Source organism: Providencia sp. JGM181, from assembly GCF_018257375.1.
Lineage (GTDB): Bacteria > Pseudomonadota > Gammaproteobacteria > Enterobacterales > Enterobacteriaceae > Providencia > Providencia lanzhouensis.
Window position 1 is genome coordinate 1 of record NZ_JAERJY010000029.1, and the last position, 12,609, is coordinate 12,609.

Genomic DNA, 12,609 nt, shown 5'->3' on the forward strand with positions numbered 1-12,609 from the left:
GTATATACATTGAAATTTGAATTTTTATCGCTACAGTGGAGAAGGGAGATGGAGAAAAGTTAGACAACAATAAGTAGGATGCTGTTTCTACACAAAAACTTGTATATACATTTGATTTTTTATGTAGAAACAAGCAAATAACAGAAATGAGAGAAGCCTCACATTAAGCTGATAGCCGTTACAGGCGATACACGCGTTTTATACTTAACCTTGTGCATTCATCGCCACCAAATAAAACACCCCATAAATATCTGATATATTTTATGGGGTGCTCAACTCAACAATATTAACGTTTGATAATCTTAAGCTATCCGCCTAAATAGGCGCTGCGTACGGCTTCATTCGCCAATAAGGCTTTTCCGGTATCTTCGAGAACAATATGCCCATTTTCTAACACATATCCACGATCAGCCAATTTCAATGCTTGGTTGGCATTTTGCTCCACCAAGAAGATGGTCATCCCCTCTTCCCGTAGCTGCAAAATGGTGTCAAATATTTGCATGATAATAATCGGTGCCAGCCCCAATGAAGGTTCATCCAATAACAGTAATTCAGGCTGACTCATCAGCGCCCGCCCAATGGCAAGCATCTGCTGCTCACCACCGGACATGGTTCCTGAGCGCTGGTTACGACGTTCATGCAACCTTGGAAATAACGAATAAACCCGTTCAATACGCTCGTGATATTGATGGCGATCCGCAAAAAAACCGCCCATTGCCAGGTTTTCCTCAACGGTCATACGAGAGAATACCCGTCGACCTTCCGGCACTAGCGCAATGTCTTTGCGCATAATTTGTGGTGTCGGTAACTGAGTAATATCCGCTCCGCGATAAAGCACCTGACCTGAGGAGGCGCGAGGGTCGCCACATAACGTACTGAGTAACGTGGTTTTTCCTGCACCATTGGCACCAATCAGCGTGACAATCTCACCTTTTTGAATATTTAAGCTGACATCATGCAGCGCCTGTATTTTCCCATAATGGGTGGAAACTTGTTTAAATTCCAGCATCAGTAAGCTTCTCCCAAGTAGGCTTTGATCACATCAGGATGCTGGCGAATTTCGTTTGGTGTTCCATTCGCCAGAGGTGTTCCTTGGTTCACCACATAAATTCGATCAGAAATGCCCATCACCAATTTCATATCATGCTCTATCAATAAGATAGAGACATTATGATGGGTTCTCAGCTCCGCAATTAGCTCATCCAGATCGTTAGTTTCCTTCGGGTTTAACCCTGCCGCTGGCTCATCCAACATCAAAATTTCAGGTCGCGTCACCATGCAACGGGCAATTTCTAGGCGACGCTGTTGACCATACGCCAGATTCCCCGCTTGGCGGTTAGCAAACTCAGAAAGATTGACCCGCTCTAGCCATTTCACCGCATTATCCACCGCTTCGGCTTCTGCTCGGCGAAATGCTGGCGTTTTCAGTAAGCCTGAGAAAATACCGCTTTTCAGATGTTGGTGCTGAGCCACTAATAAGTTTTCAATCACCGTCATCTCTTTGAATAAGCGAACATGCTGGAATGTACGGATCACCCCAAGGCGAGCAATAGCTTGACCCGGAAGCCCTTCAAGATGCTTATCTCGATAGAGGATCGCCCCGCTCGTTGGCTTATAAAACCCAGTTAAACAGTTAAATATGGTAGTTTTCCCTGCACCATTGGGACCAATCAGTGAAACGATTTCCCCTTGGTTTAACGTCAGTTCCACGTTGTTGACCGCAAGCAAACCACCAAAGCGCATGGTTAGGCCACTGACTTGCAATAACGGTACAGCCGAAGGCTGAATAGGCGTCGTCATGATCCGCCTCCCTGCACATTTTTCAGCTTCATTTGACGGCGCTGCATCGGCAATAAGCCTTGTGGGCGCCAGATCATCATCAGCACCATCAATGCCCCCAGCAGCAACATGCTGTATTCATTCAGATCACGCATCATCTCCCTTGATACTACCAAAATGATCGCGGCTAAAATCACCGACATTTGCGATCCCATCCCACCCAGCACCACGATCGCCAGTACAAAGGCTGATTCAGCAAAAGTGAAGGATTCAGGGCTGATAAACCCTTGTCGTGCAGCAAATAATGCTCCGGCAAACCCTGCAAATGTTGCACTGATCGTAAAGGCGGTTAATTTAATGCGCGTCGGGCTTAAGCCTAATGATCGACACGCAATTTCATCTTCACGTAGCGCTTCCCACGCACGTCCTAATGGCATCCGTAACAAGCGGCTGATCACGATCAAGGTGATCACCACCAGCAACAGCGCCACAAAATAGAGGAAAATGATCCGGTCACCAGGGTTGTAATCTAAGCCGAAGAAGTTATGGAATGTGTCCCAACCATCTTTAGCGGTACGGCTAAATTCTAAGCCAAAGAAAGTTGGTTTTGGCAGTTGGCTGATCCCGTTAGGGCCACCGGTGATCTCCGTATTATTTAATAATAAAATACGTACGATCTCCCCAAACCCAAGGGTGACGATCGCCAAATAGTCACCCCGTAACCTCAGCACAGGGAAACCTAATAAGAACCCAGCTAATGCTGCCGTTAAGCCGGCAATCGGTAAGCTTTCCCAGAAACCAAAATCATAATAGTGATTGAGTAAGCCAAAGGTGTAAGCGCCGATAGCGTAGAAGCCCGCATAGCCGAGTACCAATAATCCTGACAACCCAACTACGACGTTTAAGCCCAGCCCCAGCATCACGTAGATCAGGGTTAATGTGGCAATATCGACGCTGCCGCGAGACACCAAAAATGGCCAGATGATCGCCCCAATAATGATAGCGATCCCAATAATTTTTTGTCTAAGCGAGCCACCGTCAAAATCCGGTAACGCCCACGATTTTTTGGGTACGCCTTGCCACACTTTGCTTAATGCAGGGCGAATTAATTGATACACAAAGATAATGGCGATGCCGACAAAGATCCAATTCCAACGAACGTCTCCCCCTGATTCCACTATCAGCTTAGTCCCATCGAGTCCTAATTTTAGCCCCATCATAAATACGGCTAAAATAAAGAAGGTGACGGAGGCAATAATGGCACTGATCCAATTTTCTTTTCTCATACTTTTTCGACCTCCGGGCGACCCAGAATGCCAGTTGGCATGATCAACAGAACACCAATCAATAAACCAAATGAGACGACATCTTTATATTCCGTACTTAAATACGCCGAGGTCATGGCTTCCGCTACACCAAGGATCAAGCCGCCCAGCATTGCACCTGGAATACTGCCGATTCCACCTAATACGGCTGCGGTGAAAGCTTTCATTCCCGCCATAAAGCCAATATACGGGTTAATTACGCCGTAGAATTGCCCTAGTAATACGCCTGCAACCGCCGCCATCGTTGCGCCGATCACGAAGGTCAAAGAGATCACGCGGTCAGTGTTGATACCCAGCAGACTTGCCATTTTTAAATCTTCCGCACAGGCACGGCAGGCGCGCCCCATACGGGAATAGCGGATAAACAGCGTTAATGCCAGCATCGCAAGGAAGGTCACGATCCAGATAGTCAGCTGCATTTTGGTGACAATGGCAGAGAAGCCATCACTTTCACCTAATACCCACTGCCCAGTAATCAGGCTTGGCAACGCTAGATCGCGGGATCCTTGAGATAAACTGACGTAGTTTTGTAAGAAGATGGACATCCCGATAGCTGAGATCAGCGCAATCAGGCGCTTAGAGTGACGAACGGGACGGTAAGCAACCCGCTCGATACTCCAACCATAGGAGCTTGATACCACAATTGCCGCCACAAATGCCGCTGCAATGAGGATCCACCCCACATCGATACCGAGCATCATTAAGCCCGCAATGACAATGAACGAAACGTAGCTACCAATCATGTACACTTCACCGTGGGCGAAGTTGATCATCCCGATGATGCCGTACACCATGGTATAGCCGATAGCGATCAGCGCGTAAGTGCTTCCTAACGTTAGGCCATTGAGGAATTGCTGAATAAAATACAGAATTTGGTCTGACATAAGATTATCCTTTCAAACTACTGTCCCTCTATGGAGAGCAGAAGCTGGAAGCCCGTTACCAAGCTCCCAGCTCATCACTGAATATCATTTCTCAATACAGATGAGAGTTACTCTTGTGCAGTAGAGGTTCCGTCTTTGTGCCATTCAAACACACCGAATTCGAAACCTTTCAGGTCACCATTTGGCTTCCAGCTTAATTGCCCCATGACGGTATCCACTGGATTAGCTTTCAGATCTTTCGCCAGCACATCGGGTTCCGTGCTGCCTGTACGCTGCATCGCCGTGGTTAAGCCTTGGATTGCGGCATAAGTTGTCCATACAAATGGTCCTGTTGGATCTTCTTTTTTCTTTTTAATTGCATCGACGATGGATTGGTTAGCTGGAAGTTGGTCATAACGTTTCGGTAATGTCACCAGCATGCCTTCAGAGGCGTCGCCTGCAATATTCGACAGGGAGGAGTTACCCACACCTTCAGGTCCCATAAAGCGAATGTTCAAACCCGATTGTTTCGCTTGGCGTAAAATTTGCCCCATTTCTGGATAGTAGCCGCCGAAATAGACAAAATCGACGTTCTCTTTTTTCAGCTTAGCGACCAGTGCAGAGAAATCTTTATCACCCGCAGTGACCCCTTCAAACATCACTTCTTTCACGCCCGCTTTGTTCAAGCTTTCACGTACTGAGCGAGCCAAACCTTCACCGTATTGCTGTTTATCATGTACCACTGCAATACGCTTAGGTTTGATTTTTTCGATAATGTATTTCGCTGCGGTTGGACCTTGGTCAGAATCCAAACCTGTTGTACGCATGATCAACTGGTAGCCACGTGTGGTTAAATCCGCATTGGTCGCCGCAGGGGTAATCATTAGAACGCCTTCGTCTTCATAAATATCTGAAGCGGGCTGAGTGGAGGAGGAGCAGAGGTGACCAATAACATGTTTAATGCCATCGTTAATTACTTTGTTGGCGACCGCAACCGCTTGTTTTGGATCGCAAGCATCGTCGTATTCAACGGCAACCAATGTATCGCCGTTAATTCCACCCTTCGCATTAATATCCGCAATAGCTTGGCGAGCTCCCGTAAATTCCATATCTCCATACTGAGCAACGGGACCTGACATAGCGCCGACGACTGCAATTTTAATCTCTTTCGCCCATCCTGCTGGGCTTAATGCCATTGCGATACAACCCGCTAATAATGCTTTATTAATATTCTTCATTCGTGCGTCCCCGCCATCAATATTGTGTATGATTGTGAGTGTTTGTGATTGATTTATAATCAATCATTATAGGTGACAGGTTCAATGCCTGATATTTCAAAACATAGCCAATAAGGCCATATATTTCAGACCATTAAACAAGAGAATTATGCTAAATAGCAAATGAATGAGGCAGCTATTTACATCAATTGCAGAATAAAAAGCTAATGATAAAACGTGTATTTTTTGTAAATGCTAGTGTTATATTCCGGTTAAATTTGGCTTAATCCGAGGGAAACTCGGAAAATTCATCAATACCAAATTTTTCTCTTTGAAATTAAAAAATCGGTTACAGATCACTCTGCTGTTAGAATAGCGTGCAACATGCACCATGAAATGGATCAAAACAACATGAGACTTACCATCATCCCTCTGGTCAATCCTACTGAGCAACAATACATCGACTTATCGAAAATCTGGCTAGACCAGAGTCGAACTCAACTCGAACAAAATCTTGAGTCTGGTGTACGTTTTTATGGAGCGCGTTTTAATGAGCGATTATTAGCAGCGGCTAAAGTGGTTATTTATCAACAACAAGGTACGATCTGTGATTTTAATGTCCGTGAAATCACTCGCCGTCGCGGCGTTGGGTTATATCTTTTACAGGAAATTTTCCGTCAACAACCTGAAATCCGCCATTGGATCTTTGACTTGCAGGGCGTGGAACCGCAAAACAAAATCGCTTTGGAGAAATTTCTTGTTGCTTGTGGTTTTCAACCCGCCGAAGAAACTCATCATTGGCAGCTAAATATTGAGCCATTAGTATGAAACTTAATAAAATTCATCACGTTGCTATTATTTGCTCCGATTTTGCTAAGAGTAAGCATTTTTACTGTCAGATCCTTGGATTACAGCTTCTCGCAGAATATTACCGTCCAGAGAATGACTCATGGAAAGCAGATTTAGCTTTTGGAGAGCATTATCAGATTGAACTATTTAGTTTCGCCAATCCGCCCAAAAGACTCAGTTACCCTGAAGCGACTGGATTGCGTCATTTAGCGTTTGAAGTGGATAATATTGAGGAATGGATTGCCTATTTGGCACAAAATCAGGTGGTATGTGAAGGGGTAAGAATCGATCCGTACACTCAGAAGCGTTTTACCTTCTTTGCGGATCCGGATGGGCTACCTTTAGAGCTCTATTCTCACTAACGGAAATTATCAAAAACAGTTAATGAATCAGTTATCTGCATTTAAATTCTGGGCTAATAAAGCAGAAATAAATGCAGATAACGTTGATGAACGAGAAAGATTACATCTCGTCGTCTTCATCTTCCATAGCAAGACGCAGCTTTTTCATGGCATTCTTTTCAAGCTGACGAACACGCTCAGCAGAAACACCGTATTTATCGGCAAGCTCTTGCAGCGTCGTTTTGTTGTCATCATCCAACCAACGAGCGCGAATGATATCTTGGCTGCGCTCATCTAATGAGGCTAACGCATCAGCTAAACGGTCAGTTGCATGACTTTCCCAGTTATCATCTTCAATGGTATTGGCAAAATCAGAAGACTTATCTTGAAGAAAAAGCACGGGCGCAACAGGACCACCGAAATCACCGCTATCATCGTCGTCAGACATATCAAATGCCATGTCTTGCGCCGCCATACGGGATTCCATTTCCAGCACATCTTTGGTGCTCACGCCTAGCTCTTGCGCAACCATATCCACTTCTTCTTGGTTAAACCAACCAAGGCGTTTTTTATTCTTTCTTAAATTAAAGAATAACTTACGCTGGGATTTTGTTGTTGCGACTTTAACGATACGCCAGTTACGTAAAACGTATTCATGAATTTCCGCTTTGATCCAATGCACTGCGAAAGACACCAGACGCACACCCACCTCAGGATTAAAACGACGCACAGCCTTCATCAGGCCGATATTGCCCTCCTGAATTAAGTCAGCTTGTGGTAAACCATAGCCTGCATAGCTACGCGCGATGTGAATAACAAAGCGCAAATGGGATAAAATCAGTTGCTTAGCAGCTTCGAGGTCACCATCGTAATGCAGCCTTTCTGCCAGTTCCTTTTCTTCCTCTGCGGTCAGCATCGGGTAAGCATTGGCAGCTCGCATGTAAGCTTCAATACTTCCTTGTGGAACAAGCGCTAATGATTGCATGTCTTTGGTCATTAAGATCCTCTATGAATTGTACTGAAATGGGAGAGATTCGATACAGACAAACCGTAGTCTATCAGCTTAGCCGCGTTAAATAAATTATATACAAGAATAGTTAACCGCAGGTCAATATCTGACACATAATTAGAAAAGAAGTTCGTAGAAATTTATTTTTCCCATCGGGACCAATAAGTTAGCACCGATGGGAACAATTAAATTATTCAGGTCTGAAATGGCGTAAATGTTGTAATGTTGCCAGCCATGCTGCTACCCAGCCCACAATTGCAGACATTAGAATAATCAACAGAGCCTCTTCCCACAACAGCCCTTCAATGTGGAATTGCGTACCAAATACGCTTGCTACTTGCGCCACTAAATCGGACAACTGCCACACAAGTAAGAATGTCATAATGAGGGCGATCACCGCACCCAGTGCGCCTAACACAACCCCGCCATTTAAGAACGGCCGCATGATAAAGCCATCTGTGGCACCAATCAGCTTCATCACATTGATGGTATCGCGACGGGCAAAGATATTTAACCGCACACTATTACCAATCACTAAGAACAATGAAACTATCATTAAGATGCCAATCACCGATGCCACTTGCCCTACCAACCGTGTTAATGCCGCTAGGCGTGAGAACCAGCTATCATCCATTCGAACTTCTTCAATGCCGTTAACTTGGCTAACACGGTCGCGCAGTGTTGCTAGAGCATTCGAACCTTCAAAATCCAGTTTCGGGGTGATAATTGCCACCGCTGGCAGTGGATTCTCTTCTAGCATATCTAATGCGGTGCTAAAGCCAGACCAGCTACGGAATTCAGATATCGCTTGGTCGCGAGATAAGTAATTCACATGAGCAACACCATCAAGGGCTTCAAGCTGAGTCACCACATTTTGTCCACCTTGCTCATCGAGAGACTTATCCAGATAGACCGTCAACTGAGGCGTCGGGTACCACTGTTCAGCTGCTTGGGAAACGTTCTTCCAAACGATATAACACAGGCTTGGCAACGCTAATGAAATGGCAATGACCATCACAGTTAAAAAGGTTGCCAGCGGTTGACGTAGCATGTCAGCCAGTGCATTTAGCCAAGAGTAGCGCCACTGCTCACGCCAGCCGCCTTTGAGTGCTTTGCTTTTTGATTGCATGGCACGTTCTGGCTTCGCTTTGCGGACATTCTTAGCCATGTTGACCTCCAAGCATCCGACCTTCGCTTAAGGTCAATACACGCAAATTACGGCGTTCAATCAACGCAATATCGTGGGTTGCCATTAATACGGTCACACCCACGCGGTTAAACTCTTCAAATAAACGCATAATGCCTTCAGATAACTCGTTATCAAGGTTACCTGTCGGTTCATCCGCGAGAAGCATCGTTGGCTTATTCACCACTGCACGCGCAATTCCCACACGCTGCTGTTCACCACCAGACAGTTGGATTGGGAAATTTCTCGCTTTATCCAACAAACCGACTTTATCCAATGCAGCGCTCACACGTCGGCGAATATCTTCGCTACTTGCACCAGAAATAATCAGCGGCATCGCCACGTTGTCATAAACTGTGCGGTCAAATAACAGATGGTGATCTTGGAAAATCATGCCGATCTGTCTGCGCAGAAAAGGGATCTCTCTGTCTTTTAGTCGGCTGATATCGTGACCATTAAACAGAATATGACCCGCACTTGGGCGCTCAATACCACAAATCAGTTTAAGTAATGTACTTTTACCTGCGCCTGAGTGACCCGTTAAAAATGCCATTTCCCCAGGGCGTAGATGGAAATCTACCCCTTGGAGTGCTTGGCGGCCACCGCGATAAGCTTTACTCACATGTTCAAAGCGGATCATCGAAAATTATTCCTCTCGGGCAAATAGAGCCTCGATAAAGTCATCGGCTTTAAATGGGCGTAAATCTTCAATACCTTCACCAATCCCGATATAACGGATTGGAATACCGAACTGATCAGCGATTGAGAAGATTACGCCACCTTTTGCTGTACCATCGAGTTTTGTCAGTGTAATACCAGTTAAACCTACGGCGTCATTGAAAATTTTAGCCTGACTAACCGCATTTTGTCCCGTGCTCGCATCGAGGGTCAGCATAATTTCATGAGGGGCTGACTCATCAAGCTTTTTCATCACGCGGACGATTTTCTTCAGTTCTTCCATTAAGTGCGCTTTATTTTGTAAGCGCCCTGCGGTATCGGCGATCAACACATCGACACCTTTTGCTTGAGCGGATTGAATCGCATCAAAAATCACGGAAGCAGGATCAGCGCCAGTATGCTGAGCAACAACTGAAATATTGTTACGATCGCCCCACACTTGCAGTTGTTCAACTGCCGCTGCACGGAATGTATCACCCGCAGCCAACATTACGGACTTACCTTCTGATTGATACTGACGTGCTAATTTACCAATTGTTGTTGTTTTACCCACACCGTTAACACCAACCATCAGAATAACATAAGGTTTTTTACCTTCGATCTCTAATGGTTTGTCTACCGTGGCTAAAATATCAGACATTTCTTCACGCAGCTTACCGTACAACGCTTCGGCATCTTTTAGCTCTTTACGGGAAGCGTGCTGAGTCAAGTTATCAATGATTTTACGGGTAGTTTCAACACCGACATCCGCAATTAATAACTGCTCTTCTAGCTCTTCAAAAAGATCGTCATCGATTTTTTTGCCCTTGAATAGACCAAGGAAACCCGAACCTAGATTTTGACGTGTTTTTAATAAGCCTTTCTTTAGACGGCTGAAAAAGCCTTCTTTTTTCGGTTTCTCTTGCTCAACTGGCTGAGCTTTAGCTGCTTCTTCCTCTGCTAAACGTGCCGCCTCTGCCTCTTCTTCTGCTATACGAGCAGCTTCTTCTTCCGCTAAGCGAGCCGCTTCCGTCTCTTGACGTTCACGTTCCGCTTTTTCTTCCGCTTCTTTGATAGCGGCGAGTTCAGCTTGGCGTTGACGCTCAGCTTCTTCTTCCGCTAAGCGAGCCGCTTCCGCCTCTTGGCGTTCGCGTTCGGCTTTCTCTTCCGCTTCTTTGATAGCAGCGAGTTCAGCTTGGCGTTGGCGCTCTGCCTCTTCTTCCGCCAGACGGGTGATTTCCGCCTCTTGTCGTTCGCGATCAGCTTGCTCTTGCGCTAAACGAGCGGCTTCCGCTGCTTGGTATTCACGTTCCGCTTTTTCTTCTGCGGCTTTGATAACGGCTAACTCAGCTTGATGCTGGCGTTCAACTTCTTCTTCGGCAGCTTTAATCGCAGCCTGCTCGATTTGATGTTGGCGTTCCGCTGCTTCTTCTGCTTGGCGTAAAGCCTGGGCTTCTAACGCTTCTCTAGCCGCTTTTTCTTCTGCTATACGCTTTTCTTCTGCTACTTGACGCTCTTGCTCTGCATTTTCTGCCGCAATGCGCATCGCCTCTAATTGCGCTTTATGCTGGCGTTCTGCTTCTTCCGCGGCAGCCGTAATCGCATCTTGTTCAGCTTGATATTGGCGCTCAGCTTCATCTTCTGCCGCTTTAATTGCATCAAGTTCTGCTTGATGTTGACGCTCAGCTTCTGCTGTAGCGGCATCCTGTTGCTCTGTATCATGAACAACATCATTTTTCAGTTCGACATCAGGTTGCTGAGTTTCTTCTTCATTCTTACGACCAAATCCCAACCATGAGAAAAAGCCTTTTTTCTTATCTTTAGCCATCAGCCACTACACTCCTCGCGGTAAAAACATGGCGTTTAAAAATTAAATCGCAATAAAATTACATGCAGTCTATCATTTCATCGCGCAGCAACACATATCTGAAAGAAAAATCCTGACAATTTATTCTTATTTTTCTGTTAAAACCGTGAAACCGAAGCGCTACAATAGTCCCCAATAATTTATACATTCCTCAATGAACTAAGCAACTATACATATTATGGCAAAAAAACCACAAACAGCCTCCTTGGGGCAAATTCGTGTCATTGGTGGTAAGTGGCGTGGGCGAAAACTGCCTGTACGCGATAGTGAGGGCTTACGTCCCACCACAGATCGCATCAAAGAAACGCTCTTTAACTGGCTAATGCCAGTGATCCGTGATGCTCGCTGTCTTGATTGTTTCGCGGGTAGCGGCGCTTTAGGTTTTGAAGCCTTATCTCGCTTTGCCGAACACGTCACGTTTATTGAACTTGATAAACAAAATGCCAAGCTTCTTAGTGAGAACAAAGTCCGCTTAGACGCTGATAATGCGACCGTTATTAATAACAGCAGCCTCAGCGTTCTCAGCCAAGCAGGAACGCCTTGTGATGTGGTATTTATCGACCCACCTTTTCGTAAAGGGCTCCTTGGAGAAACCATCACTCTGCTGGAAAAAAATCAGTGGCTAGCTGATGAAAGCTGGATTTATGTAGAGTCAGAAGCGGAGTTACCACTTACTGACATTCCCGCAAACTGGCAGTTACACCGTGAAAAGGTCGCGGGTCAAGTTGCGTATCGTCTATTTATTCGTCAATCTGTTAATTCATCAAGTATGCAGGGAGAAAAAGATGCTGATTAATATCGGACGTCTGCTTATGATTTGTGTTTGGGGTTTTATGATCTTTAATATTGTGCATCCATTCCCTAAGCCATTGAAATATTTTATGGATGTCGCAATGGTATTTATGATTTTCATGCATGCATTGCAGACTATTTTCCTGAAAGCTAGCTTACCTAAAGATCAAAAGCTAACAGGGCTCCAGCAGACAAAAATTTTCTTTTTTGGCGTATTTGAAATGCTCGCGATGCATAAGAAAACAAAAGCGGCTATTGAAGCCGCTAAAAAGAAATAACCGTTTATTCAGAGGGTTCGAAGCGAATAAATCGCGTACCTTGTAGGGTTAGCTTACCTTTAGCACCCAATTTAACACCTTGGTACTGCTCTTCGCTGACGATCACCTTAATCGTTTCTCCTGAAGCTTGAGTCTGAAAATAAAGTTCATAGCGAAAAGTTTCAGGGGATACCACATCGCGCTCCCGAGAACGCATATTTGGATAAGGGTAATCTTTTTTCTCTTTTACGAGCACTAACTGACTGACAGGTAATGAATTATCGTTAATTTCATTCTGTTTCTTTTGGTCAAAAAAACGCTTAGTGGCTAACACGGCGATAATCGCAAGAACAATAATTAAGAGAATTGGCTTATTCATAATTTATATATTTAGCTTAGAATTATCATAAGTATATACCCTCTATCGCTCAAATTGCAGATAAACGCCATACAATTTATGCGAGACG

The 12,609-nt window shown here is 45.1% G+C and carries 14 protein-coding genes; 4 read left to right on the forward strand and 10 right to left on the reverse strand.

Annotated elements, in window-relative coordinates:
* Positions 1–307 precede the first annotated feature (307 nt).
* The 5 genes from livF to JK188_RS06130 form a co-directional block, all read right to left on the reverse strand.
* Positions 308–1,009, reverse strand: coding sequence for a high-affinity branched-chain amino acid ABC transporter ATP-binding protein LivF (gene livF, locus JK188_RS06110; protein WP_211887328.1), 702 nt, complete (start codon positions 1,007–1,009; stop codon positions 308–310).
* Complete coding sequence (livG, locus tag JK188_RS06115) at positions 1,009–1,800, reverse strand: high-affinity branched-chain amino acid ABC transporter ATP-binding protein LivG (RefSeq protein WP_036956021.1); 792 nt, start codon at positions 1,798–1,800, stop codon at positions 1,009–1,011. Before livG ends, livF begins: the two co-directional genes overlap by 1 nt.
* Positions 1,797–3,065 carry a high-affinity branched-chain amino acid ABC transporter permease LivM gene (locus tag JK188_RS06120; RefSeq protein ID WP_036956019.1) on the reverse strand — a complete coding sequence of 423 codons (1,269 nt, stop codon included), beginning with the start codon at positions 3,063–3,065 and terminating at the stop codon, positions 1,797–1,799. The genes livG and JK188_RS06120 overlap by 4 nt, the downstream gene beginning before the upstream one ends.
* Positions 3,062–3,988 carry a high-affinity branched-chain amino acid ABC transporter permease LivH gene (gene livH / locus JK188_RS06125; protein WP_036956017.1) on the reverse strand — a complete coding sequence of 309 codons (927 nt, stop codon included), beginning with the start codon at positions 3,986–3,988 and terminating at the stop codon, positions 3,062–3,064. Before livH ends, JK188_RS06120 begins: the two co-directional genes overlap by 4 nt.
* 107 nt (positions 3,989–4,095) lie before the next feature.
* Complete coding sequence (locus JK188_RS06130; RefSeq protein ID WP_132496626.1) at positions 4,096–5,205, reverse strand: branched-chain amino acid ABC transporter substrate-binding protein; 1,110 nt, start codon at positions 5,203–5,205, stop codon at positions 4,096–4,098.
* A 390-nt stretch (positions 5,206–5,595) separates the two neighbouring features.
* Between JK188_RS06130 and panM the strand changes: the two genes are divergently transcribed.
* Positions 5,596–6,012: an aspartate 1-decarboxylase autocleavage activator PanM gene (panM, locus tag JK188_RS06135; RefSeq protein ID WP_108478508.1), complete on the forward strand. Its 417-nt coding sequence runs from the start codon at positions 5,596–5,598 to the stop codon at positions 6,010–6,012.
* Positions 6,009–6,395 carry an SMU1112c/YaeR family gloxylase I-like metalloprotein gene (gene gloA2, locus JK188_RS06140; RefSeq protein WP_211887326.1) on the forward strand — a complete coding sequence of 129 codons (387 nt, stop codon included), beginning with the start codon at positions 6,009–6,011 and terminating at the stop codon, positions 6,393–6,395. Before panM ends, gloA2 begins: the two co-directional genes overlap by 4 nt.
* 100 nt (positions 6,396–6,495) lie before the next feature.
* Here gloA2 and rpoH read toward each other — a convergent pair whose 3' ends face one another.
* The 4 genes from rpoH to ftsY all read right to left on the reverse strand — a co-directional run bounded on the left by rpoH (position 6,496) and on the right by ftsY (position 11,054).
* Positions 6,496–7,371, reverse strand: coding sequence for an RNA polymerase sigma factor RpoH (gene rpoH / locus JK188_RS06145; protein WP_108478418.1), 876 nt, complete (start codon positions 7,369–7,371; stop codon positions 6,496–6,498).
* Positions 7,372–7,573: 202 nt separating this feature from the next.
* Positions 7,574–8,551: a permease-like cell division protein FtsX gene (gene ftsX / locus JK188_RS06150; RefSeq protein ID WP_132496629.1), complete on the reverse strand. Its 978-nt coding sequence runs from the start codon at positions 8,549–8,551 to the stop codon at positions 7,574–7,576.
* Entirely contained in the window at positions 8,544–9,209 is a 666-nt protein-coding gene (gene ftsE / locus JK188_RS06155) for a cell division ATP-binding protein FtsE (RefSeq protein ID WP_036956008.1), read from the reverse strand. The genes ftsX and ftsE overlap by 8 nt, the downstream gene beginning before the upstream one ends.
* Positions 9,210–9,215: 6 nt before the next feature.
* On the reverse strand, positions 9,216–11,054 hold the full coding sequence (gene ftsY / locus JK188_RS06160) for a signal recognition particle-docking protein FtsY (RefSeq protein ID WP_211887325.1): 1,839 nt from the start codon (positions 11,052–11,054) through the stop codon (positions 9,216–9,218).
* Between the two features lie 217 nt (positions 11,055–11,271).
* Here ftsY and rsmD point away from each other — a divergent pair, with 217 nt between their 5' ends.
* Positions 11,272–11,889, forward strand: coding sequence for a 16S rRNA (guanine(966)-N(2))-methyltransferase (rsmD, locus tag JK188_RS06165; RefSeq protein ID WP_211887323.1), 618 nt, complete (start codon positions 11,272–11,274; stop codon positions 11,887–11,889).
* Positions 11,879–12,163, forward strand: coding sequence for a DUF1145 family protein (locus JK188_RS06170; RefSeq protein WP_036956002.1), 285 nt, complete (start codon positions 11,879–11,881; stop codon positions 12,161–12,163). The genes rsmD and JK188_RS06170 overlap by 11 nt, the downstream gene beginning before the upstream one ends.
* A 4-nt stretch (positions 12,164–12,167) precedes the next feature.
* Here JK188_RS06170 and JK188_RS06175 read toward each other — a convergent pair whose 3' ends face one another.
* The gene (locus JK188_RS06175) at positions 12,168–12,521 is read right to left on the reverse strand and encodes a DUF2500 family protein (RefSeq protein ID WP_211887321.1); all 354 of its coding nucleotides are present in this window, start codon (positions 12,519–12,521) and stop codon (positions 12,168–12,170) included.
* Between the last annotated feature and the right edge of the window lie 88 nt (positions 12,522–12,609).